This is a genomic window from Streptomyces sp. NBC_01481 (assembly GCF_026339995.1).
In the GTDB taxonomy this organism is placed as follows: Bacteria; Actinomycetota; Actinomycetes; order Streptomycetales; family Streptomycetaceae; genus Streptomyces.
In genome coordinates this window covers 1,101,183-1,124,152 of record NZ_JAPEPT010000003.1, presented here as the reverse complement: position 1 = coordinate 1,124,152, position 22,970 = coordinate 1,101,183, and the positions used below count along the sequence as shown (strand labels likewise).

The window sequence follows — 22,970 nt, the reverse complement described above, 5'->3', positions numbered from 1 at the left end:
TGGTTCAGCGTCCCTTCAGCGCCCTGCTGCCACGGTCTGCGTACGAGACGAGGAGGCGCGTCATGAACAGCGGGAAACTCGCGGGAGCGGTGGCGGTGGTGCTGGGCGCGACGCTCGCGACCGGCGGCTGCGGCAGCGGTTCGGGGAACGCCCAGGCGCGTTCGGACTGCGTGCAGATCATTGACGAGGCCACCGGAGAGAAGACCGGAAAGTGCATGCCGCTGGCACCCGAGAAGGACCGGGTGGACCGGGTCAAGCCCGTCTTCTCTCATTCGACGACCATCAACAATCCGTTGCATCCCAGCTCACAGGTCCAGCAGGTGATCTACGGAGGCCAGGTCGGCGGCAAGCCGTTCCGGACCGAGTTCACCCTGCTGCCTGGCACCACCTCCATCGCCATCAAGGGAGAGCAGGTGAAGGTACGCACGCTGCAGTACATGGCTCTGTCCGACGGGCGGATCGAAGAGGTCGCGCTCGACTGGTTCGCACAGGCCGACGACGGTTCCGTCTGGTACCTCGGCGAGGATGTCTTCAACTATCAGAACGGGGTGGTGGCCGACACCGACGGCACCTGGAAGGCCGGAAAGACCGGACCGGCCGCGATGATCATGCCCGCGCACCCGAAGGCCGGGGACGTGTACCGGCCGGAGAATGTGCCGGGCGTCGTCTTCGAGGAGGTCAGCGTCAAGGCCGTGGGCCGGACGATCGACGGCCCGTACGGGCCCGTCAAGGGTGCGATGACCGTACGCGAGCTGCACATGGACGGCAGCCGCGAGGACAAGGTCTTCGCCCCCGGATATGGGGAGTTCTCGACCGGGAGCCCGGACGGCGACCTCGAAGCGGTGTCTCTCGCCGTGCCCACCGACGCGAAGCCCGGACCCGTCCCCGCCGCCCTGAGCGCCCTGTCGGACTCCGTCCGCGCGGCACAGAGCGGTACGGCGGACCCGGAGGCAGCGCGGAAGGTGCGGACCGCATGGGACGCCTACCGGACCGGGGACAGGGTGCCCCCGCTGCTCGCCAAACAGATGAACCGCGATGTCGACACGCTCACCGCGGCGGTCAAGGCCGGCGATACGAAGCGGGTGCACAGCGCGGCGCTGAGGGTCGCGCAGAACGACCTCGATCTGCATCTGCGCTATGAGCCGCTCGCAACGGTCGAGGCGGCCCGGATGTCCTTGTGGGCACGGCAGTTGGCGACCGATGCCGCCACCGGCGACCCGGGTACGGTCGCCGGGGACGTCACCGGTCTCGAACTCACCTGGGCACGAGCCCGCCACCACACCGAGGCCGGGAAAGCAGCACAGATCGACGACCGGTTGCGCGAACTGCGGGACGCGGCCGACCACAAGGACACTGCCGCAGCGGCGAAGTCGGCGCCCGGGCTGCAGGCCGCACTCGCCAACGCTCAGCCCTGACCAACGCCTTCACCCCACCCCCCCTAGGTCCTGTCCGGCTCGAGGACGAACACCGGGATCACGCGCTCCGTCTTCCTCTGGTAGGCGGCGTAGTCGGGGTAGGCCGCGACCGCGCGCTCCCACCACAGCGCCTTCTCCTCCCCCGTCACCTCACGCGCCGTCATGTCCTGGCGCACCGGTCCGTCCTGGAGCTCGACCCGCGGGTCGGCCACGACGTTGTCGTACCAGACCGGGTTCTTGGCCGCGCCGCCCAGCGATGCCACCGCGGCGTACGTGCCCTCGTGCTCCACCCGCATCAGCGGGGATTTCCGGATCTTGCCACTCTTGGCGCCGCGGGTGGTCAGGACGATGACGGGCAGGCCCCGCAGCGTGATCCCCTTCGTGCCGCCGGAGCTTTCGTACAGGTCGACCTGGTCGCGTACCCACTTCTGGGTGCTCGGCTCGTACTCGCCCTCAAGAGGCATGGCATCCATCCCGTCGTCGAAGAGTCGAAGACTTGCTTCTCGCCTCAACACCTGGGATCCGGGCAATCATCCCGCCGGACGCTCGTAGCGGAGCAGCACGGTCCGTGCGTCGAAGGACCGCGATTCGACGAACTGGAGGTTGAGCCGGTCCTTGCCCTGGAGGAACAGCGGCTTGCCGCCGCCGAGGACCACCGGGTGCACGACGATGTGGTACTCGTCGATCAGACCGAGGTCCGTGAGGGCGGCCGGCAGCGTCGAACCGCCCATCAGCAGCAGGTCCTTGCCCGGGCTCAGCTTCAGGGTGGTGACCTCTTCGGCGAGATCCCCGCCGATCACGCGGACGTTGCCTTCGGGCGCTTCCAGCGTCCGGGAGAAGACGATTTTCGGAGTCCGGCGCCAGACGGGCGCGAAGGCGAGGTCGTGCGGGTCGTCGGAGATCGACTCGGCGTGAGGCCAGTAGCCCGCCATCATCTCCCAGACCACGCGCCCGTAGAGGAAGGTGTCGGCGCGTTCCTGCAGGCCGTCGCCGTACGCTGCGAGTTCCGGTCCGAGCAGCGTCCAGTCGAAGGCCCCGCCGGGGCCGTCGATGTGTCCGTCGAGCGACGAGTGGACGAAGTAGATGATCTTCCTCATGGCCGTTCCTCCTGCTTCCGTGGCGCACCCGTCTCGCGCCCTCATCCGTATGTCGAACGGCAACTCGCCCGATCGACGCCCCAGGGAAAGATCTTCCGGGAAGGCGCTGCAACGGCGTTGCAACCTCGCCGGTGCTCTGCTGGCGGGATGAGTGATGCCCCGCGCGTGGAGCTGACCCCCGCAGCCGCCGATCTGCTGAGGCGGCTGCGGGCCGCCCACGGTCCGCTGATGTTCCACCAGTCCGGCGGCTGCTGCGACGGCAGCGCGCCGATGTGCTACCTGGACGGAGAGTTCCGTACGGGCGAGTCCGACGTGCTGCTGGAGGATCTCCGGGTGGAGGGCGTCGAGGAGCCGGTCTCGTTCTGGATCTCCAAGCGCCAGTACGCGGTGTGGAGCCACACCAGGCTCGTCGTCGATGTCGTCGAGGGCCGGGGCAGCGGCTTCTCGCTGGAGGCGCCGGAGGGCGTGCGATTCCTGATCCGCTCGCATGTGGTGGACGGCGGCTGACGGCTCAGCCCGGGCGACGTCACGGCCTGAGGCTGCCGACCACGTTGGCCGTGGCCGCGATGCCCTCCTGGATGGTCGGCGCCATGCTGGTGCTCGCGAGGTAGAAGCCGAGCAGGGCGCAGACAACCGCGTGGGACAGCTTCAGTCCGCCGTTGCGCAGAAAGATCACTGCGAGAACGAGCAGAAGCAGCACGATCGAGATCGAAATGGCCATCGCCAACCTCCTGCGCCGCGCGGGGATCGCGGCGTACGGCGGTCAGTCTGGCGCAGTGAGGGGCCCGTACGGCCGACTGGCGTGTCCGCCGTACGGGTGTTGTCTGCGGGTCAGTTCGATTACTCGCCGCGGGCGCGCAGGAAGCTCTCCAGGCCCGCCAGGTCGTCGGTGTTGATGTGGTCGACCCGGGCGGCGAGCAGCTCGCTCCACATCGCGTCGCGGGCGGGCCCCGCCGCGTCGGGGGTGGCCCAGAAGCGGACCCGCTGACCGTGATCGTGGGCCTCGCCGACGATCGCGTGCAGCTTCTGCCGCTCGGCGGCCGGGAACGGGCCCGTACCCAGCCAGGTGAAGCTCTGCGTCCAATTGCTGGAGATCAGCGGGACGAAGGAGGCGGGGGTGGCGGTGCCGAGGTCGTCGAGGCGGCCGTCGTAGAAGGCGTACCGCTGCCGCTGCGCCTCCATGGGCACGCGGGCCGCGCGGTCGCCGGAGATGACGGGCGTGACGGCGCCGAGGTGGACCCGGCCGTGGGAGTAGCTGCTCAGCATCCGCCGGTAGTGCCGCAGCTGGCGGTCGAGTTCGAGGTAGGCGTTGACGCCGTCCGTCTTGATGTCGATCAGGAGCTGTACGGGTCGCCGGTAACCGCGGTACACCGAGCCGTGGTTGGCCTTCACGCGGGCGAGCAGCGGGTCGAGGTAGAGCGAGCGCAGGGTGCGGGTCGGGTCGAGGTCCGCCGGCTCGTGGGCGACGAGCAGCTCGCCGTTCACGAGGAAGATGTCCGCCTCCACGCTGGTGAAGCCGTGCGACAGGGCGTCGTGCAGGGGCCGTTGGTGCAGATAGTCGTTGTGGGCATGGGCCCGGCGCAGCGGCTTGGGGCGGGTCTGTCCGCCGTGCTGCTGCGCGGCCTGCGCATAGGCGGGCGCGGCGACGGTGGCGGCCAGTGCGGCGGCGATGGTGGTGACGGCTCTGCGACGGGTAGTCAGCACGATGGTGCCTCCGGGCTCTGCGGGTCGGGAGGGACATCGGCGAGTATCCGTCGCGGGCGGCCCAATGGGCAGTGCAGCGCGAAGAGTTCGGCCATCCGTCACCGGGTCGTCAGCGGTGACGGACCGTCAGTGCGGATGGCATACGACGGCCGCCGCGCTGATGGTTCAGCGCGGCGGCCGGGGGCGGGCGGGGTAGGGCTACGGAGCCCGGAGGTCCACCAGTTCGGCCAGTTTCTCCTTGTGGCGGCCCGGCGTGCCGAGCGCGATCTCGTCGGACTTGGCGCGCTTGAGGTACAGATGCGCCGGGTGCTCCCAGGTCATGCCGATGCCCGCGTGCAACTGCACGCACTCCTCGGCGGCGTGCACGGCGACCCGCGAGCCGTACGCCTGGGCGACGGCGACCGAGAGGGCGGCCTCCGGGCTGTCGGTGGCCAGCGCGTCGGCGGCGTTGCGGGCCGCGGCGCGGGCCGAGACGACCTCGAGCCACAGCTGCGCCATACGGTGCTTGAGCGCCTGGAACGAGCCGATGGGGCGGTTGAACTGATGGCGTTCGCGGGTGTGGCGGACCGTCTCCTCGAGGCACCACTCGGCGAGACCCAGCTGCTCGGAGGCGAGCAGCCCGGCCCCGGCGAGCAGCCCGCGCCGTACGGCCCGCTCGCCGGTCGCCGCATCGGCGAGAAGCGTGCCGCCCGCCGTGTCGCCGATCGTGACGGCGCAGAGCGGGCGGGTGAGATCGAGCGGGGTCAGCGCCTCGACCGTGACGCTCGCCGTCTCGACCGCGTACAGCCCGTCGGACTTCAGGACGAGCAGCAGATCGGCGACGGTGGCGTCCGCGACCCCGGTGATCCTGGAGGCCCCGGCGGGGAGCGGACCGTGCGGGGATGCGGACAGCGGCACGGCGAGCACGGCGGTCTTCCTGCCTGCCGCCAACTCGCCGATGAGCTCCGCCACTTCGGCTGAATCCACGTCAAGTCCGAGCAGCGTCTCGGTCGCGATGACCGAGCTCGTGAGATACGGCGCGGGGGCGACGGCGCGGCCCAGCTCCTCCAGGACGACCGCCGCCTCGCGGTGGCTCGCGCCCTGGCCGCCGAGCTTCTCGGGCACGAGCAGTCCGGCCGCGCCCATGTCCCCGGCGAGCGCCTTCCACAGTCCGGGGTCGTACGGCGCACCGGCCTCGGCGCGCGCAAGGACGGACGGAGTGTCATTGCGGTCGGTGAGAAGGGAGCGTACGGCGGCGCGCAGGTCGTCCTCGGCCTCGGAGTACAGCAGGTCAGTCATCGCGCGAGATCCTTCCAGGCGACGTCCTTGTCGTTGCGTGGCTCGGAAGGCAGTCCGAGTACCCGTTCCGCGATGATGTTCAGCAGCACTTCGCTGGTGCCGCCCTCGATGGAGTTGCCCTTGGAGCGCAGATAGCGGTAGCCCGCGTCGCGCCCGGTGAAGTCGACGAGTTCGGGACGGCGCATGGTCCAGTCGTCGTACAACAGGCCTTCCTCACCGCGGAGTTCGACCTCCAGGCCGCTGATCTCCTGGTTGAGGCGGGCGAAGGCGAGCTTCATTCCGCTGCCCTCGGGGCCCGGCTGGCCCGCGGCGAGCTGCTGGCGCAGCCTTTCGCCGGCCAGCCGGGCCACCTCGGCGTCCACCCACAGGGTCAGCAGCCGCTGGTGCAGATCGTGCGTGCGCAGGTCGGGACGTTCGCGCCAGGTCTGCGCGATGGGGCCGATCATGCCGCCCTCGCGCGGGATGCGGCTGCCGCCGATGGAGACGCGCTCGTTCATGAGGGTGGTCTGCGCGACCTTCCAGCCCTCGCCGATCTCGCCGAGGCGGTGCGCGTCGGGGATGCGCACATCGGTCAGGAAGACCTCGTTGAACTCCGCCTCGCCGGTGATCTGGCGCAGCGGGCGCACCTCGACACCGGGGTCGCTCATGTCGCAGATGAAGTAGGTGATGCCGCGGTGCTTGGGAAGGTCGGGGTCGGTGCGGGCGATGAGGATCGCCCAGCGGGCCACATGGGCGCTGGAGGTCCACACCTTCTGCCCGTTGACGATCCAGTCGTCGCCGTCCCTGACGGCGCGCGTGCCGAGCGCGGCGAGGTCGGAGCCCGCGCCGGGCTCGCTGAAGAGCTGGCACCACACTTCCTCGCCGACCCACAGCGGCCGCAGGAAGCGCTGCTTCAGCTCGTCGGAGCCGTACTTGAGGATGGTCGGCGCGGCCATGCCGAGGCCGATGCCGATCCGGCGCGGGTCGTTGTCGGGTGCGCCCGCGGCGGTCAGTTCGGCGTCCACGACGGCCTGGAGTGTGCGGGGCGCTCCGAGGCCGCCGAGACCCGTCGGGTAGTGCACCCAGGCGAGGCCCGCGTCGAAGCGCGCCTTCAGAAAGTCCGTACGGTCCGTGCTCGCCGGCGGATGTGCGGCCAGCAACTCCTTGGTACGGGCGAGCAGTTCGGCGGCGTCCGTCATCGGGCATCTCCTTCCGGGATGACGACCAGGCGGCCGGTGGTCGTGCCGTCGGCGACGCGCTGGACGGCGTCTGCCGCATCCTTCATGGCGACGCGTCCGCTGATCAGCGGCTTGATCACGCCCTGTGCGGCGAGCTTGGTGAGCTCCTCGTGGCAGGCGCGGATCGCGACGGGATCCATCTGGTTGTACAGGCCCCAGTGCAGGCCGACGATCGAGTAGTTCTTCACCAGGGCGTGGTTGAGGGCCGGGCTCGGGATCGTGCCGCTCGCGAAGCCGACGATCACGATCCGGCCCTCGAAGGCGACGCACTTGGCCGACTTGGCGTAGGCGTCGCCGCCGACCGGGTCGTAGACGACGTTCGCGCCGCGGCCGCCGGTGGCCTCCTTGACCGCGGCGACGATGTCGTCCTCGCGGCGGTCGATGACGACGTCGCAGCCGAGCTCGCGCGCGATGCGGGCCTTGTCCGCGCCGCCGACGACTCCGATGACGTGTGCGCCGGCCGCCTTGCCGAGCTGGACGGCCGCGCTGCCGACGCCGCCGGCCGCCGCGTGGACGAGCAGTGTCTCGCCCGCCCGTAGCTGCGCGCGACGGTGCAGTCCGAACCAGCCGGTCTGGTAGCCGATGTGCAGGGCGGCCGCCTCGGCGTCGTCGAGCTCGTCGGGCGCGGGCAGCACGGCCGCGGCGTCGGCGACGACATAGTCGGCGAATCCGCCGTTCGGCAGTGCGGGGTTGGCGATCACGCGGCGGCCGTCCTCACTCTCGCCGCAGATCTCCACGCCCGGTGTGAAGGGCAGCGGGGGCCGCACCTGGTACTGACCGCGGCAGAGCAGGGCGTCGGGGAAGTTGATGTTCGCCGCGCGGACCCTCAGCAGCAGCTGCCCCTCACCGGGCGTGGGCCGGTCCACCTCTTCGAGCCGCATCACCTCGCTCGGCTCGCCGTTCCGGTGTACTCGCCATGCCTGCATCTCGGGGCCTCCACAAACCGTCGGCAGTACCATGCTCGTCGCATACTAAGCGGTCGCTTGCCACTCCGGAAGACCCCGTCAACCGCGCTTGGGTCTCGCCCGCACATGCATCCGCTCGCCCTGCGGACCGAACAGACTCAGGAACTCCACGGGCGCGTCCCCCGCCGGCCCGAAGGCGTGCGGCACGCGGGTGTCGAACTCCGCCGCCTCCCCCGCGGTCAGGACCACGTCGTGGTCACCGAGCACCAGCCGGAGCCGGCCGGACAGTACATACAGCCATTCGTACCCCTCGTGCGTCCGCGGCTCGGGCACCGGGGCACCCGCCTCCTGGACCACCTTGTACGCCTGGAGACCACCCGGCTGCCGGGTCAGCGGCAGCATCGTGCGGCCGTGTCGGACGATGGGCTTGGCCCGCACCCGCGGATCGCCGACCGGCGGCGCGCCGACCAGCTCGTCGAGCGGAACCTGGTGCGCCCGGGCGATGGGCAGCAGCAGCTCGAGACTGGGCCTGCGGCGCCCGGACTCCAGACGGGACAGGGTGCTCACGGAGATCCCGGTCACCTCGGACAGCGCCCCGAGCGTGGCCCCTCGCTCCCGCCTGATCCTGCGGAGCCGGGGGCCCACCTCGCTGAGTACGGCATCGAGCTGTGTGTCGTCGTCCATGCCGTCCATTGCAGAAACGGCAAGCGTGTTTGTCAATCGGGCGAGAGTGGGCCGATCGTGCACGCCTATGACGGTCCGAGCCGGAAACGGCCGCCGGTATCAGCGGCCGAACAGCTCGAAGGTCACGGCGGGCCTGCCGCCGAAGAGTGCCGCCGCCTGCTGGGCGTACCCGGTCAGAAAGGCCCTGCAGTACTCCTCGGGATCCTGGTCCGTCAGCACCTCGATATAGGTGCGGTGCTCCAGCAGGGAGAGGACGGAGCGCTCAAGACCCGGCGTCGCGTCGACGGCGTGGGTGGGCGTCGTGGTGCCCGCGACCGCCACCCAGCGCACCCCGTTCCAGGGCTGAAGGCCCTGTTCGGCGATGAGTTCGGGGAAGATCCAGCGGTTTCCGGCGTCCGCGGCGGCGTCCAGGGTGGCCCGGCCGACCGCGCGGTGGTCGGGGGTGTTCCAGGCGGTGCCGCCCCAGGTGTCCCGGTGGTTGAGGGTGATCACCAGCTCGGGCCGGTGGCGGCGGATGGCGGCCGCGATGTCCCGGCGCAGCTCGGTCCCGTACTCGATGACACCGTCCCTGTGGTCCAGGAACTCCACGGAGGACACTCCGACGACGGCCGCGCTCGCCCGCTGCTCCTGCTCGCGCAGCGGGGCGCACGTGGCCGGATCCATCGTGTCGATGCCCGCCTCGCCACGGGAGGCGAGAAGGTACGAGACCTCCCGTCCGCCGTCGGTCCAGCCGGCGACGGCCGCGGCGCAGCCGTACTCGAGGTCGTCCGGGTGCGCGACGACCGCCAGCGCGCGCTGCCAGTCGTCGGGCATGGGTTCCAGCTGCTCGGGCGCAGGCTCGTTCATGCGGGCAGGATACGACGCTGACCGGGCGTCATACCTCTCCGTGGGCCAGCGAGAGCAGCCGGTCGAGCACCCGCTGCCCGCTCGCCCGCACCCCGTCGTGCTCGTACTCGTCGGTGACCCAGGTGCGCAGTCCGCGGATGGTACGGGCGGTGCGCAGCGAGTGCTCGGTGTCGACGTACATGTCGTCGTGGTAGACGGCCGCGGCGACGGGCACCTGGTTGGCGGCGAGCCGTGCCGCGTCGTACAACGGGGTCCAGTCGGTGCGGGCGGCCAGCAGTCCGGCGCTCTCGCGCAGCGCTCGCAGGGCGGGGTCCACCTCGAAGTGCCAGGGGTGGACGCTCTCCCCGGTGAACAGCAGCGGGACGTCCCCGTCCAGGGCGGTCGCGACGTCGAACTGCGGGAATTCTGCCCTGACCCGCTCGGCGGCCCAGGCGGTCGGCCCCGCGCCCTGGGCGTAGATCGCCTCGTGCAGCACGGCGTACAGCGGATGTCCCGCGTACGAGAGGGTCCCGAGCACGGCTTCCTGGAACGCGTCGGACAGTTCGTACCCCGCGCCCGTACGGACGAAGGCGTCCTCCAGCAGATAGTGGAGCTGGTGGCTGCCGTCCCCGCCGCCGAGCAGAATGCCCAGCGACTGGAAGGCCTCGGGGGTGAGCAGATAGCCGCCGGGCAGCTCGGTCTTGTGCTCGGCGAGGTATTCGGCGATCCGGCGCGCCCGGCGCACGTCCTGCGGATAGCGGGCGTAGTGCGCCTCGACCTTGCGCTGGATGCGGGGATACGCGGCGCGGTAGACGTCATCGGCACAGGCGTCCAGGGCGGGCAGACCGCCCGTGACGAGTACAGTCCGCAGCCCTTCGGGGGCGGTGGAGAGATAGTGCGTGGCGCAGAATCCGCCGAAGCTCTGGCCGAGCACGGTCCACGGCGCGCCGCCGGTGAGCAGCGGCCGGATGGTCTCGCAGTCGCGCACGATGCTGTCGGCGCGGAAGAGGGCGAGGTGGTCGGCCTGGGCCCGGGGCCCGCCGCGCAGGGGCAGGGTCTGCCGGTTCAGGGGGGAGGACCGGCCGGTGCCGCGCTGGTCCAGGAGGAGGACCCGGTACTCCTGCACCGCCCGCCCGAGCCATGCCTGCTTGCCGACGAAGCGGCGGGCTCCGAAGCCGGGGCCGCCCTCCAGATAGACCAGCCAGGGCAGATCGGCACCGGACCGTCCGCTCGCGACGACCTCGCGGCCGAACAGGTCGAGCTGCTCGCCCGCCGGGTCGGCGTGGTCGAGCGGGACGGTGAAGTGCCGGTCGGTCAGGACGATTCCCGGCTGGCGATAGCTGGTCACTGATGCTCCTGTTCTGTGTCCCTGCCCGCCCATGGGATCACATGGGGCGGGCAGGGAGACACAGGGAGTCCTGGTCAGCCCGTCGGGAAGTCGTCCGGGGTCCTGGCGCGGTCACGGACCCAGACGCCGGCGGGCTTGAGCGGCCCGGTGCCGGTCCAGGGACCGTTCCCCTCGCAGGTGCCGCCCTTGAAGACGGCGCCGGAGCGTTCGTCGTCGGAGTAGTTCCAGTTGGACCAGCTGATCTTCTTGCTCGCCATCAGGTCGATGTACTGCTGGGACCTGGTGAAGTTGTTCCCGCCGTCGCCGGATGCGGTCTGGGTGCCGAACTCGGTCACGAACATGGGGAGTTTGTCGGCGGCACGGGAGAGGGTGCTGAGGTACTCGGTGCCGTGAGATGCCGCGTAGAAGTGGAAGGTGTACATGATGTTGGACGCCTTGACCGGGTTGTTCACGATCTCGGTCTCGTCCGAGTCCTCGGAGACACCGAGGGAGGACCAGGCGCGGGTGCCGACGAGGACCGGGGTGTCCGGGTCGTGCTGCCGGATCACCGGGATGAGCTGCTCGGCGTAGCTCTTGATCTTCGACCAGCTCACGCCGCTGGGCTCGTTGGCGATCTCGTACAGCAGGTTGTTCTTGCTGGCGTGGCGCTGAGCGATCTCGGTGAAGAAGGTCTTGGCGCGGGAGAGGTTGTGGTTCGGGTCGCCGGGGCTGAGCATGTGCCAGTCGACGATGGCGTACATACCGCGCGCGGTGGCCTGTTCGATGATCGAGTGGACCAGGTCGGTGAACTTGCGCGGATTGGTCTCGTAGCCGCCCTCCTGGATGTACATGGAGATGCGCAGGACGTCGGCGTTCCAGTCGGTGGCCAGGGCGTCGAGTGAGCCGGAGGTCACGCACTGGCTGTACCACTGCAGACCGTGGGTGCTCATGCCGCGCAGCTGGATGGGCTTGCCGTACTGGTTGCAGAGCTTGGTGCCGCAGACCTTGAGCTGTCCGTTGATCTCGACGGGCGTCTTGCCGCCGGGCGCGGGGCCGCCCGCGTCCGTGGTGAGACTGTCGACGTTGGGACCGCCGTTGGCGGTGGTGGCGGTGGCCCGGACGGTGTTCGCACCCGCCTTGAGAGTGGCGTTGACAGTGGTCGTCGACCAGGAGGTCCAGGCGCCTGTGCCGGGGAAGGCGCGGGCCGTGGCGGCGACGGCGCCGTTGACGGTGATGTCCATCGGGCGGCTGGTCGTGGTGCCGTTGGCGAAGCGGATGGTCAGCGAGGTGGTACCGGCCTGGGCGGCGTTGACCGTCCACTCGACATGACTGCCGGAGAGGTTGTTGTAGTTGACGAATCCGCTGCCGGTGAATCCGGCATGATTGGACTCCACTGCGCCTTGCGAGACGACCGCGTTCTCGGCTTCGTGGATGACGGCGGCGGCCGGAGCTTCGGCGGCGGGGGCCGACGGCGCGCCGGTGAGGCCGAGGAGCAGAGCGGTGACGGCTGTGCCGACGCCGCCGAGCGAGCGTAACCAGTACTGTGCCCGTCTCATGGGGGTCTCCATTGCCTGTACAGAGAACTGAAAGGAAACTTTCCTAACCGATGGAATAGCAGCGCCGACCCCTCCCTGCAAGGGTCATGACAAGAAAGCCGACGGCGGGCCGCTCGACGCCGGGCGCCGTCGGCCGCAGCTGCGGTCGGCTACGGTGCTGCGTGTGGTGATCAACGAAGGGGACACGGCAGAACCGGGAACGGCGCTGCTCATCGCGGCCGCCCCGGTCGGCAAGGGCCGTCTCGTGGACGCGAGTTCCGTACTGCCCACGCTCGCAGCCGTCCCGCCCAGCGCGCTCACCGGAACCCCGGCGGCGACGGTCGTCGAACTCGCCGATCCCCTCGATCCGCAGACCGTCCTCACCCGGATCCGGGCGGCGGCGACCGCGGCGGGACCGCTGTTCCTCTATATCGCGGGCCAGCTCCAACTGGACCGCAAACAGCGGCTGTTGCATCTCGCCCTCGCCCGGACCACGCCGACGACCATGCGCTACACGGCGCTTCCGTGGCACTGGCTGGCCGCCGAAACGGCGATCCGGCGGCCCGGCACCACCACCCTCGTCGTCGACCTCGTCGCCGACGCCGATGCCTGGCAGCACCTCGCTTCGCACGGCCTCGGTCTCGGACCGGGCATCCGTCTCTACGGGCGCGTCTGCCCGGCTCTCCGGCGCAGCCGGGAAGCCGCAACTCCCGCCTATCTGAAGGCGTGCGCGGCGATCTGGCGCAGCGGGGCACGGCCGGACCCGGCCACCCTGCACGAGCAGGCCGCGGCCCGAGCGGGTGATGAGGATGCCCTGCTGCTGGCGATCGGCGCTCCCCCGCCCGTACAGGCCACAGGGCCGGCCAGTGCTCCGGAGCCTCGCGAGGATCCGCACCCGGCGATTCTCGCCGCCGCCGGGGCCGGGCGGCACACGGAGGCTGCCGCCGCTGCCGCCGCCTGGGAGCAGCGGGAGCTGCGCACCCACGGCCCCGGATCGGTGCAGGCGATCCACTGGCTGGAAGTCCGGGCCGATCTCGCGCGGCTCGCTCAGGATCCGGCCCTCAGCTGCGAGTTGTGGATGGCTGCGGCGGAGGCCCGGCTGACGCGCCGGCAGGCCACCGACGACGCCGATGTCGAGGGTGCGGTCGACCGCGCTCATCACCAGTGGGAACAGATCCGGGACCTGCCCCGGGCGCGGGCGCTCGCGCCTGCGCTGGTCCGGCTGCGCCGCAGTGTTCCGGGCCGTCAGCGCGGGGCGCTGCAGGTGCTGCAACGGCGCCTGGAGAGCCTGCACACCGGCCCGGTGGCGTAAGAGCCTCGGGCGCCCGCGTTCAGCCGCCGGACTCGGGGAGCAGCTTCTTCGACTCAAGATACTTCCTGGCCACGTCCTTGGGCGGCCGACCGTGGCTGTCCACCTGCTCGTTGAGCCGGGCCAGATCAGCGGTTGTCAGTGCGGTGTTGAGCCTGCCCAGTGCGCGCGTGACCCCTTCGCCGCCCGCCCCGGCCCGGTTGACGACGGGCACGATGTAGTCGGCGTTCTGCAGGTGTTTGTCGTCCGCGAGCGGGACGAGACCGAAGTCGTCGAGCGTCGCGTCGGTGGTCGTGGTGAGCAGCATCTGGTCCCGGCCGCTCTGGACGGCCTGTTTGGCAGGGGTGGTGCCGACACCCAGGGGATCGACCGCCGTGATGTCGATTCCGTACGTCTTCTTCAGTCCGGGTGCGCAGTCAGGACGTTGGACGCACTCCTCGTCCGCCGCGAGCCGCACAGGCAGCTTGGTCTTCCCCAGGTCGCTGAGCGTTGTGAGCCCGAGCTCCCGGGCGAAGGACGCACTGACGGCGAAGGCGTACTGGTCGGCGGCCTTGCCCGCGTCGAGGACGGTCAGACCGCGTGGTGTCGCCAGCTTCCGCAGGGCCGCCATCGTCTTTGCGAGGTCGGGCGAACCGACCGTGCCCGCGCCGGGGCCGTTGACCTTGGCGTTCAGCCAGTCCGCGAAGGCGGCGGCGTACTCGGGCACCACATCGATCCGGCCGCTCTCCAGCGCCGGCTCGTAGATCTCCCGGCTGGGGACGGACTGGATCCGGGTGCGGTATCCGGCCTCGCCGAGGAGCAGCGCGTACATCTGGGCGAGCAGATCGCTCTCGGTGAAGCCCGCGGAACCGATCGTCAGATGCTTGGTGGCGCCGGGCGACTCCGTGACAGCACCCAGGTTCGCGGGGGACGGCCCGGCCGAACAGGCGACGACGGTCACCAGCACGGCGGACGCGAGAGCGTGCCGCGCCCTCGTCCAGATCTGCCTCGCCCCGGTCACCCGTCCATTGCAGCGCGGGCGCGGGGCGGGCGCGCGTTTTCCATGCGCACGCCTACGGCCCGCCGGCACCCGACAGGCGGGCCATACACGCTGGGTCGCGGCCGCTCGTCGTGCGGTGTGCGGCCTGCCGGAGCACCCTTGTCCTGGAGAGCTGCCTGCCCCCGGCCGGCAGCCGGCCAGGAAGGGTTGGCAGCCATGTTCGTGAGGCTCAGCACGTACCAGGGTTCACCGGTCCCGGCGCAGGGGGACCTGACCGCGAACTGGGAAGCGGTTCTCAAAGATGTGCGGGAGGCCCCCGGCTTCCGGGGCGTGTACTACCTCGTCGACCGGGCCTCCGGAAAGGCCAAATCGCTGACCTTGTGGGACGACGAGAAGACCATGTACGCCAGCGAGGACCAGGCGAACCGGCTTCGCGACCAGGTCGCCCAGCGGGAGGGCCAACGGGTTGTCTCGGTCGAACGCTTCGAGGTGGGATTCAGCCATCTGGAGCCTTGACAGCCCGGCGCATCCAGGGAGCGGTGTTGCGCCATTCGTGTTGTGATCGATGGCAGAGGACACAACGCTCTCGAGGACGGGAGGAAATCATGGCTGAGAAGCTGCGAGCCCGGGACATCATGTCCGGCGGCGTGCAGTGCGTCGGGGCGCACCAGTCGCTCTTCGACGCGGCGAAGATGATGCGCGACCTGAACGTCGGTTGCCTGCCCATCTGCGGCGACAACAACAAGCTCACAGGCTTGATCACCGACCGTGACATCGTCGTCAGGTGCTGCGCCGAAGGCGTCGACCCGGCGACCGTGCAGGCCGGATCCCTCAATGCCAAGGTGCACTGGATCGACGCCGAGGCGGAGGCGACCGAAGTCCTGACGACCATGGAGGAGCACCAGATCAGGCGGCTCCCGGTGATCGACGTCAAGGGTGGTCACCGTCTGGTCGGCATGATCACGGAGGCCAACCTTGCGAAGAACCTGAGCGACGAGCAGATCGCCGAGTTCGCGACCCGTGTGTACGCAGCGGCCCCGATGTCGGGTCAGTCCCAGGGCTGACCCGACAACCTGGGCCGAGTCGTCTCGTCGGGCTTTCACGAGCGGCCTCATGGCCCCGTCCCCTGCCCCGGGGCGGGGTCTTCGCCTCGCCCCGCGGGGCGGGAATACCCGAGTTGGACGATCCGGACGCCAATCTCCCTTGTCAGCGGGCGAGTTGACCCTCGCGAACCGGCCATGACAGACACCGGCAGAGGGTAGTCTCGCCACGGCGGAGCGGGGCTCCGCGGACGGAGAGGCGGAGAACACGCATGGCCGATGACAGGCAGTCCGGCACGACCTCGATACCCTTCGACGTGCCCACCTCGGCACGAGCCTATGGGTGGATGCTGGGAGGCAAGGACAACTACGACGTCGACCGTGCCTTTCTCCTCTCCACGCTGCCGTCGTTCCCCGAGTGCGTGGACATCGCACGGCAGAACCGCCAGTTCCTCTTCCGGGCCGTGCGCTATCTGACGCAGGAGGCGGGCATCCGCCAGATCCTCGACATGGGGTGCGGCCTGCCGACCGACAACAATGTCCACCAGGTCGCCCGGCGCTTCGCACCGGACGCACGCGTCGTCTATGTCGACATCGACCCCATCGTGCTGGCACACGGCCGGGCGCTGCTCGCCGACGACGACTCCACGACCGTCATCACGGCCGACATGCGGGACCAGCAGTCGGTACTCGACCACCCCGAGGTCCGGCGGCTGATCGACTTCCGCGAGCCCGTTGCGGTGCTGTTCCTGTCCGTGGGCCACCACCTCACCGACGCCGACGATCCGCGCCGGGTCCTGCGCACCGTCATCGACGAGGCGGCACCGGGCAGCTATCTGGGTCTGTCCCAGGTCGTCTCCGACGATCCGGCCAGGGGCGCCCAGATGACCGAGCACATCTCGGAAAGCGGCATCCCGTGGCAGACCCGCACCCCTGCCGAACTCGACGTCTTCCTGGACGGGCTGGACCCGGTGGAGCCGGGACTGGTCAACCTCGCCGACTGGCGCCCGGACCCCGACCAGCCGGGCCTCGCCCCGGTGCACGAGGCGCTGGCCCCGTACCTGGGCGCCACCGAGAAGAACACGGGCATCTACGAGTACGGCGGGCTGCTGCGCAAGTCGTAGGGGGCCGCCGCACCGGCAACTCCCGCTTCAGCCGGACCGCTTCAGCCGGCTCGCTTCAGTCCGCGACGTTGTCACACATCCGGACGAGGACCCGCTCCACAGCCGTGAGGTCCTCGTCCGCGATGCCTTCGCGCAAGGGCTGGTCGAGCTCACCGCCGCGCTGCGCATCCGGTGAAAGGCCGCCTTACCGTGGCCGCCGCCTGGGGCGCGGGCATTCTCGCGACCGCCGCGGTTCTCGCCGCCCTCCTGGTCCCACCCGCGCCCGAGCGCGAGGACGCCGTCGAGGTGTGAGGCTCCGTGAAGCACCGGCGGACGCCGGGGAGATCACCTCACGACGTCCATGACATCCTGTGATGTCACAACTCGCCGGACGGGATCGGCGGACGTCCGGGGGTTACGGGGAAGGTCGATGAGGCTCTGCTTCCTGGTGGAGGAGCACTACCGGCACGACGGCATGCCGGTCGAGGTGATCCGCCGGCTGACCTCCTGGGGGCACCGGGTGGACGTGCTGCGGCCCGGCGGTTCCCTGCTGCACATGACCGAAGTGGTGCAGGCCGGTACTCACGACGCGTGGGTTCTCAAGACGGTCTCCGGAGGCCCGGGGCTGACCCTGCTCGAAGCCGCGGCCTCGGCGGGGATGACGACCGTCAACGACGCCCGGGCGATACGGGGTGTACGGGACAAGGCGCTGGCCGCCGCGATCGGCCGCAGCCGTGGGCTTCCGCTGCCGCCCACCTACGCGGCGGCGCGGCCCGAACTGCTGGCGGAGATACCGGCGTCGCAGTACCCGCTGGTGGTCAAGCCCGCCGACGGCAGCTCGGGACGGGCCGTGTACCTGGTCCCGTCGCCGGACGGGCTCGCCGCGATGGTCCCCGAACTGGCGGGGGAGGGCATGCTCATCGCCCAGCCGTATGTGACCAACTCGGGCATCGACGTCAAGGTGTACTGCGTCGGCGGCGAGCTGTACGCGACCGAGCGCCGCTCCCCGCTCCACCCGGACCGCTCGGTGCCGGAACGCCGTGTGCCGCTGTCGGCCGAGGTGGCCGCGATAGCCGCCCGGGTCGGGGCGGTCTACGGCCTCGATCTGTACGGCGTGGACGTGGTGCTGGGACCGGACGGCCCCGTAGTCGTCGATGTCAACGACTTTCCGAGCTTCCGTCAGGTCCCCGACGCCGCGGCCCGGGTGGCACGAGCCGTGCTCGGGCTGGCCCGCACGGGCGGGTCCTCCAGAACGGCCGTGCTGCACTCGGCCCGTCCGCATCCCGTGCAACTCCCGGCTCAGGCTCCGGTGCAGGTTCCCGCGGCGGCGGGCGAGAGCACATGAGGATCGGCCTGATCACGCCCGAGCCCGGGCATCCGCTGCTGGCCGCCGCCACCGCCCTGCTCACGCCCGTGCATCAGGTGGAGACGCTGGATCCGAGAACTGTGGCGGAAGTCCCCGGGCCGCTCGCCGACGTCTACCTGCTCAAGTCGCGTACGCCACGCGCCCTGGCCCTCGCCCGCGATCTGGAGCGGCGCGGCGCCGCGGTGGTGAACTCGGCCGCGGCGACCGCGCTGTGCCAGGACCGTACGGCGATGGCGCACAAGGCACGTCGGGCGGGCCTCCCGTTCGCGGCCACCCGCACCTTCGCCACGCTCGCCCAACTGGCCTCCGGACCAGGGCTCCCCGGCCCGGTGGTGGTCAAGAGCCGCCACAGTCGACGGCACGACCTGGTGGCCCGTCTCGACAGCGACGTACAGCTGCGGGAGCTGGCCGCCGCGCACCCCCTGGAGCCGGTCGTGGTCCAGGAGTTCGCACCGAACAGCGGCTGGGACCACAAACTGTGGGCGGTCGGAGACGGGCTCTTCGCCGCACTGCGCCGTTCCGAACTTTTCCCCGGGGGCCGGGGTCCCTCACTGCCGCTCGCCCCCGAAGACCTGCCGCCCGGCTGGCCGGCCTTGGTGCGCCGGCTCGGCGAGGTCTTCGAACTCGACGTCTACGGCGTGGACATCATCGAGACGGGGGACGGCGCGCCGCTGATCGTGGACATCAACGCCTTCCCCGGAGTCCGGGGCCAGTCCGGCGCCCCGGAGGCGCTGGTGGCACTGGCCCTGGACCGTGCAGAGGCGAGCCGCTCGGCGTCAGAGGCGGATCGTCCAGCCGGTGGTGGACTTCAGCGTCCCGGCGATTTCCGGGTCGCGCACTGAGGCCGTACGGTCCTCGGCGGTGACCGACAGCGAGTGCGGGCGCCGGTCGATCAGCCGCGGGGCCAGCTCCGACACCCGTATCTGCTTACGGCCCTCGAAGAACCTCAACTCCCTGCCGTCCAGGTACCAGCGGATCCTGAGCTGATGCCCGTCCGCGCCTGCCAGCCGGGGTACGGCGATCTTCGCGGTGTTTCCCGCCCGGAGGGTGGGGGCGGTGGGAGTGACGGCGGTGACGACCCTGGCATGGCGGTAGAAGCCGGCGATCATCGCCTCGACACCGGGCAGGTTGAAGGGCTTGCCGAGAGAACGCATCAAGGAGTTGTCGGTGGGCCGGTACAGCCCCTTGACGTAGAAGCCCCCGCCTTCGTACGTGCCGACCGTACCGCCGTCGGGCGACTGTTCGCCGAGCCAACGGTGCCACTTGGCGCCCTGCCCCGACATGTCGTCGGCGGCCAGGGTGGAGATGTTGGGTTCGGCGGGCTCGGCCCCCGTGTACTCCTCGTAGCCCGGGTAGCCGGGGTAGTAGTACTCGTCCGCGAGCTTGCCCAGCGAGTGGCCGGTCTCGTGGATGGCGACCTGGCCGGACTTGTCGTTGCCCGCCGATGCGGTCGAGATGCCCTCGTAGCCGAGGCTCGCGCTCGGCTCGTTGTAGCCCGCGCCGCCGTACTTGGCACTGTTGGCGAGGACGAGCACCAGGTCGGCCTCGGGGGCCTTCGCCACATAGCCGTCGACCTTGTCCTGGTCGATGCAGAGCAGCCGCTCGATGTCGTCGCACCAGAAGTACGAGCCGAGGGCGGTGTCGCGGACCGTCTCAGGACCGGGGTCGCCGGAGACTCCGGACTGGTTCGACACGGCGTCGACCGCCCAGACGTTGAAGAGGCCCTGGTACGTCGTGTACGGCTCGACGGCCGCCACCTCGGCCCACTTCTCCTTGGCGTCGATGTGGAACTGCGCGATCTCGGCGGCGGTATAGCCGTCCCCGACGACGACGATGTCCAGCCGGTCGGCGGTGGAGCCGTTGTCCACCAGTTTGGTGACCTCGCCGTCGGCGGCCTCCTCGACCGCCGAGAGCCGGGAGGCCGGCCGGCCTTGGCCCTCCTTCGGTACGTGCGTGTGGCCGGATCCGGCGGCTGCGCCGTGCTCCGGCCCGGGTATCTCGACCTCGACACCGCTCCTGCCCGGCGTCGGCGCACCGGCGGCCGCGCTGCCGGGTGCGGCCGCCAGAACGGCCGCGAGGACAGCGGCCACGCCGGCCGCCGCCAGGGCACTGCCCCGTGCTGAACGCATGAAGTGCTCCCCCTGTCAAGGAAGTTAAGTCGTCGATTAAGTACGGTGAACTGGCTGCTTAAATTAGGGGGACGTACAGGAGATGCGCAATGCCTACGACCCCTGAATACTGGGGAGTTCAGAAACCAGAGGGGGTCCCATGGACGAACCGGCCGAGATCGGTCGCCGGGTGCAGCGTCTGCGTAACCAACGCGGGCTGACACAACGACAGTTGGCCGAACCCTCGTACACGCCCGCGTATGTCTCGACCCTGGAGTCCGGCAAGGTCCGGCCCTCCGAGACGGCGCTGCGTTTCCTCGCCGGACGGCTCGGCACGACGTACGAGGAACTGGCCACCGGACGGCCCGCCCATGTGGCCACCGAGCTGCGGCTCGCCCTCACCGACGCCCAGCAGCACCTCGCCACCGGCGCCGCCGACGAGGCCGCCGTCCTCTACCGCCGTCTCCTGACCGACGCGGAGCACCTCGACCTGGCTCCCGAGCAGGCCGAGGCGCTGCTCGGGCTCGGCGAATGCGCTCTGGAAACCGGCGAACTGGCCAACGCCGGACGGCACTTCGAGGCGGCCGAGCGGCTCCTGGCCGGTGAGCCGCTGCCCCGCCGCGCCCGCGCGATCCGGGGCCGCGCCGTCGCCCACCTGCTCGCCGGGGAGCTGCGCTACGCCTGCTACCTCCTCGAGTCCACCATCGACGAGCTCGGCACCAGCGGCCTTGCCGACCCCGAGGCGCTGGTGCTCCTGTACGCCGCCGTCATCGGCCCGTACATCGACATGGGCGCCCACGCCCGCGCCGCACATGCCGCCGAACTCGCCCTGGCCCTGGCACCGCAGGTCAGTGATCCGGCACTGGTGGCGGGCATGCACCGGCAGGTGGCTCGTACGTTCCTGGCCGAAGGACGCACGGCGGACGCCGACGCCTCGCTCGCCAAGGCTCAGACGATCTACCGCCAGCTGAGACTGCGGACCGACCTCGCGCACTGCCACTGGATGCGCGGTTACGTCCAGGCACAGAACGGCGAACTCGCCCTCGCCGAAAAGGAGTTGCGAAGGGCCAGGGACATGCTGACCGCCAAGCGCGCCGTGCTCTACACCGCCCAGGTGGAGGTGGAACTCGCCGACGTACTGCGGCGGCTCGGGCGGCACGATGAAGCGGCCGGTCTGCTCTCGGCCCTCCTGGAACTCGGCGACCGGCACGGCGCGGTGCACGCGGGCGGCGCGCACCGGCTGCTCGGGCTGATCGCCGAGGAGCGGGGCGAGACCGAGGCCGCCGAGGAGCACTACGTCGTGGCGCTCGCCATGCTGGAGCGGAGCGGAGCCAGCGGTGACCTCGCCGATCTCTGCCGTCTGCTGGGCGACCTGCTGCGCCGCGCCGGCCGCACCGAGGCCGCTCTGGACGCGTACCGGACGGGACTGGGGCACCGGGCGGCCCCCGGCACCACGACCCTGGGACCGGCGCCGGCGGCTCCGTCGTTCTAGACCATCTGGTCAACGGCGCCCGCGCAGGGGCCCACCGGCGCCCTGCGCCGTCCCCGCATCGCGCAGGCGTCGGGCCCGCAACACCAGCTCCAGCTTGAAACGCCGGTCCGGATCGTCCACCTCGTCGCCCAGCAGCGCGCGGATCTGGCGTAATCGGTAGCGCACGGTCTGCGGATGGACGCCGAGCCGATCCGCCACCTCGGGGGCACCGCCGCGTGTCTCCAGCCAGGCCAGCAGCGTCTCGACGAGTCGCCTGCTGTGCGCGGGGCCGCACTGGTCGAGCGGTGCCAGGCAGCGCCGGGCCAGGTCCTCGATCAGTTCCTCGGGCGGGAGCAGGACCAGCGCCTCGGTGTGCTCCGTGCACTGCAGCACCTGGCCGGCCGGGAGCAGCCCGCGCTCCATCAGGCGTACGGCGGCGAAGGCCCAGTGCAGCGACTTGGCGGCCTCGGCGAGCGGAACCGGCGGCCCCATCGCGCCGGACCAGCCGGTCATCGCGCGCTCCAGGAGTTCGGGCCGCCCGGCCGCGTGCGGCTCGGGGACGACCATGCGCGGCTGCTCGTACTCCATGTCCAGCAGCACGTCCTGGCCCACAGCCGGGGCGACGGACTCCGGGGCGGGCCGCAGCAGTACTCCGACGGCGACCTGTTCGGGCAGCGGCCAGCCGATGCGCCCGGCATGCTCGGCCAGGGCATCGGTGGGATCGGTGCGGTGCTCGCTGAGCAGCAGGCTGATCAGCCGCCGCTGCAGCCGCAGCCGTTCGCCGGCCTGGCGGGCCGCTGCTTCGACGTAGCCGCGTACGGACTGTGCCACGAGCCCGTCGAGATACTCGAAGCCCGACTCCACCAGCTCGTACATGGCCGGCGGCGGAATCTCGACCTGCTGCCCGATCTCGGCGAGGCGACGCCAGGCGAGCCGCACGCCGAGCCGGTAGATGGCCTGGAGCGAGTCCAGGCTGCGGCCCTGCAGCACCTCGCCGCGGCCGAACTCCTGGAAGACCTCCAACTGGCGCCCGTGCGGCCGGTGTTCCTCCACCACGAGGTGACCCACGAAGTCCTCCAGCGCCTCGCGGATGCCGATCAGGGCCATGGGTTCGCCGGATTCGTCGACGACGAGCGGCAGGCCGGGGTACTCCTGGCGGATCTCGCCCAGGATGGCCTGGGCGAGCGCGGGCACCTCGGCCATGGCCAGGGCGGCGAATCTGCGTGCCCGCAGGCGGGGGACGTCCCGCCAGGCCGTGCGCACGGGCATGGGTTTCCTCCCTCGCGGCTGATGGAGCCCCTACGGCTGCGGGGACGCTGTCGGCCGGCCCGTCTCGAAGGAGACGAGAGGCACGTTGGGCTGCTCGGGTGTGGCGTTCAGGGCGGCGACGATGCCGAAGGCAGCCCCCACGGCGAGGGCGGCTGCGGCCATGGTGGTCAGCACGGCGGCGGTCAGTCTGGGCATGGTTCAGCGAGCCTTTCGGTCGGAAGGCACCCCGCCCCCGCGGCCACCGGCTCGGCGACTGCCCAGTCTGTGAGGGGCATTGACACTTCGTCAAGAGGGCGCTTACGGTCCCGGCCCGTACAGACGCGCACCGTTCCTGATTT

Annotated in this window: 24 protein-coding genes; 9 read left to right on the top strand and 15 right to left on the bottom strand. The window is 70.7% G+C overall.

What is annotated here, in order from left to right; all coding sequences use genetic code 11:
• The first annotated feature begins 62 nt into the window (after window positions 1-62).
• Window positions 63-1,415, top strand: a complete 1,353-nt coding sequence (locus OOK40_RS21610; protein ID WP_266484277.1) for a hypothetical protein — start codon at window positions 63-65, stop codon at window positions 1,413-1,415.
• Window positions 1,416-1,438: 23 nt separating this feature from the next.
• Here OOK40_RS21610 and OOK40_RS21605 read toward each other — a convergent pair whose 3' ends face one another.
• Both OOK40_RS21605 and OOK40_RS21600 read right to left on the bottom strand, forming a co-directional pair.
• Window positions 1,439-1,879, bottom strand: coding sequence for a nitroreductase family deazaflavin-dependent oxidoreductase (locus tag OOK40_RS21605; protein WP_266484276.1), 441 nt, complete (start codon window positions 1,877-1,879; stop codon window positions 1,439-1,441).
• Window positions 1,880-1,945: 66 nt separating this feature from the next.
• Entirely contained in the window at window positions 1,946-2,512 is a 567-nt protein-coding gene (locus tag OOK40_RS21600; protein ID WP_266484274.1) for a dihydrofolate reductase family protein, read from the bottom strand.
• 147 nt (window positions 2,513-2,659) lie between these two features.
• Between OOK40_RS21600 and OOK40_RS21595 the strand changes: the two genes are divergently transcribed.
• Window positions 2,660-3,019 carry a DUF779 domain-containing protein gene (locus OOK40_RS21595; RefSeq protein ID WP_266484272.1) on the top strand — a complete coding sequence of 120 codons (360 nt, stop codon included), beginning with the start codon at window positions 2,660-2,662 and terminating at the stop codon, window positions 3,017-3,019.
• A gap of 19 nt (window positions 3,020-3,038) precedes the next feature.
• Here OOK40_RS21595 and OOK40_RS21590 read toward each other — a convergent pair whose 3' ends face one another.
• The 9 genes from OOK40_RS21590 to OOK40_RS21550 all read right to left on the bottom strand — a co-directional run bounded on the left by OOK40_RS21590 (window position 3,039) and on the right by OOK40_RS21550 (window position 12,008).
• On the bottom strand, window positions 3,039-3,233 hold the full coding sequence (locus OOK40_RS21590; protein WP_266484269.1) for a hypothetical protein: 195 nt from the start codon (window positions 3,231-3,233) through the stop codon (window positions 3,039-3,041).
• A gap of 119 nt (window positions 3,234-3,352) precedes the next feature.
• Window positions 3,353-4,219 (bottom strand): phosphatidylinositol-specific phospholipase C/glycerophosphodiester phosphodiesterase family protein, encoded by an 867-nt coding sequence (locus OOK40_RS21585; RefSeq protein WP_266484504.1) that lies wholly within the window; start codon window positions 4,217-4,219, stop codon window positions 3,353-3,355.
• 195 nt (window positions 4,220-4,414) lie between these two features.
• Window positions 4,415-5,494, bottom strand: coding sequence for an acyl-CoA dehydrogenase family protein (locus tag OOK40_RS21580; protein WP_266484267.1), 1,080 nt, complete (start codon window positions 5,492-5,494; stop codon window positions 4,415-4,417).
• Window positions 5,491-6,672, bottom strand: a complete 1,182-nt coding sequence (locus OOK40_RS21575; RefSeq protein WP_266484265.1) for an acyl-CoA dehydrogenase family protein — start codon at window positions 6,670-6,672, stop codon at window positions 5,491-5,493. Before OOK40_RS21575 ends, OOK40_RS21580 begins: the two co-directional genes overlap by 4 nt.
• Window positions 6,669-7,637, bottom strand: coding sequence for an NADPH:quinone oxidoreductase family protein (locus OOK40_RS21570; protein WP_266484263.1), 969 nt, complete (start codon window positions 7,635-7,637; stop codon window positions 6,669-6,671). The genes OOK40_RS21575 and OOK40_RS21570 overlap by 4 nt, the downstream gene beginning before the upstream one ends.
• A 78-nt stretch (window positions 7,638-7,715) precedes the next feature.
• A complete protein-coding gene (locus tag OOK40_RS21565; protein WP_266484261.1) occupies window positions 7,716-8,309 on the bottom strand; it encodes a helix-turn-helix domain-containing protein in 594 nt (197 codons plus the stop codon).
• A 90-nt stretch (window positions 8,310-8,399) separates the two neighbouring features.
• Window positions 8,400-9,146 (bottom strand): PIG-L deacetylase family protein, encoded by a 747-nt coding sequence (locus OOK40_RS21560; RefSeq protein WP_266484259.1) that lies wholly within the window; start codon window positions 9,144-9,146, stop codon window positions 8,400-8,402.
• 28 nt (window positions 9,147-9,174) lie between these two features.
• On the bottom strand, window positions 9,175-10,473 hold the full coding sequence (locus tag OOK40_RS21555) for an alpha/beta fold hydrolase (protein WP_266484257.1): 1,299 nt from the start codon (window positions 10,471-10,473) through the stop codon (window positions 9,175-9,177).
• A 74-nt stretch (window positions 10,474-10,547) separates the two neighbouring features.
• On the bottom strand, window positions 10,548-12,008 hold the full coding sequence (locus OOK40_RS21550) for a cellulase family glycosylhydrolase (RefSeq protein WP_266484255.1): 1,461 nt from the start codon (window positions 12,006-12,008) through the stop codon (window positions 10,548-10,550).
• Between the two features lie 154 nt (window positions 12,009-12,162).
• Here OOK40_RS21550 and OOK40_RS21545 point away from each other — a divergent pair, with 154 nt between their 5' ends.
• Window positions 12,163-13,299: a hypothetical protein gene (locus OOK40_RS21545; RefSeq protein ID WP_266484253.1), complete on the top strand. Its 1,137-nt coding sequence runs from the start codon at window positions 12,163-12,165 to the stop codon at window positions 13,297-13,299.
• A 19-nt stretch (window positions 13,300-13,318) separates the two neighbouring features.
• Here OOK40_RS21545 and OOK40_RS21540 read toward each other — a convergent pair whose 3' ends face one another.
• On the bottom strand, window positions 13,319-14,296 hold the full coding sequence (locus OOK40_RS21540; RefSeq protein WP_266484251.1) for an ABC transporter substrate-binding protein: 978 nt from the start codon (window positions 14,294-14,296) through the stop codon (window positions 13,319-13,321).
• A gap of 195 nt (window positions 14,297-14,491) precedes the next feature.
• On the opposite strand from OOK40_RS21540, the gene OOK40_RS21535 reads away from it, so the two are divergent.
• The 5 genes from OOK40_RS21535 to OOK40_RS21515 all read left to right on the top strand — a co-directional run bounded on the left by OOK40_RS21535 (window position 14,492) and on the right by OOK40_RS21515 (window position 18,626).
• Window positions 14,492-14,791: a hypothetical protein gene (locus tag OOK40_RS21535; RefSeq protein ID WP_266484248.1), complete on the top strand. Its 300-nt coding sequence runs from the start codon at window positions 14,492-14,494 to the stop codon at window positions 14,789-14,791.
• Between the two features lie 89 nt (window positions 14,792-14,880).
• Window positions 14,881-15,339 (top strand): CBS domain-containing protein, encoded by a 459-nt coding sequence (locus tag OOK40_RS21530; protein ID WP_266484246.1) that lies wholly within the window; start codon window positions 14,881-14,883, stop codon window positions 15,337-15,339.
• 248 nt (window positions 15,340-15,587) lie between these two features.
• A complete protein-coding gene (locus tag OOK40_RS21525) occupies window positions 15,588-16,439 on the top strand; it encodes an SAM-dependent methyltransferase (protein WP_266484244.1) in 852 nt (283 codons plus the stop codon).
• Window positions 16,440-16,848: 409 nt separating this feature from the next.
• Window positions 16,849-17,763: a RimK family alpha-L-glutamate ligase gene (locus tag OOK40_RS21520; protein ID WP_266484241.1), complete on the top strand. Its 915-nt coding sequence runs from the start codon at window positions 16,849-16,851 to the stop codon at window positions 17,761-17,763.
• A complete protein-coding gene (locus tag OOK40_RS21515) occupies window positions 17,760-18,626 on the top strand; it encodes a RimK family alpha-L-glutamate ligase (protein WP_266484240.1) in 867 nt (288 codons plus the stop codon). The genes OOK40_RS21520 and OOK40_RS21515 overlap by 4 nt, the downstream gene beginning before the upstream one ends.
• Here the strand turns inward: OOK40_RS21515 and OOK40_RS21510 are convergent.
• Entirely contained in the window at window positions 18,561-19,913 is a 1,353-nt protein-coding gene (locus OOK40_RS21510; protein ID WP_266484238.1) for a M64 family metallopeptidase, read from the bottom strand. The two genes, OOK40_RS21515 and OOK40_RS21510, sit on opposite strands and share 66 nt — an antisense overlap.
• A gap of 139 nt (window positions 19,914-20,052) precedes the next feature.
• Between OOK40_RS21510 and OOK40_RS21505 the strand changes: the two genes are divergently transcribed.
• Window positions 20,053-21,384, top strand: coding sequence for a helix-turn-helix transcriptional regulator (locus tag OOK40_RS21505; RefSeq protein ID WP_266484236.1), 1,332 nt, complete (start codon window positions 20,053-20,055; stop codon window positions 21,382-21,384).
• A gap of 9 nt (window positions 21,385-21,393) precedes the next feature.
• Here the strand turns inward: OOK40_RS21505 and OOK40_RS21500 are convergent, their stop codons facing one another.
• Window positions 21,394-22,632 (bottom strand): CdaR family transcriptional regulator, encoded by a 1,239-nt coding sequence (locus OOK40_RS21500; protein WP_266484234.1) that lies wholly within the window; start codon window positions 22,630-22,632, stop codon window positions 21,394-21,396.
• Between the two features lie 30 nt (window positions 22,633-22,662).
• Window positions 22,663-22,827, bottom strand: a complete 165-nt coding sequence (locus tag OOK40_RS21495) for a hypothetical protein (protein WP_266484232.1) — start codon at window positions 22,825-22,827, stop codon at window positions 22,663-22,665.
• Between the last annotated feature and the right edge of the window lie 143 nt (window positions 22,828-22,970).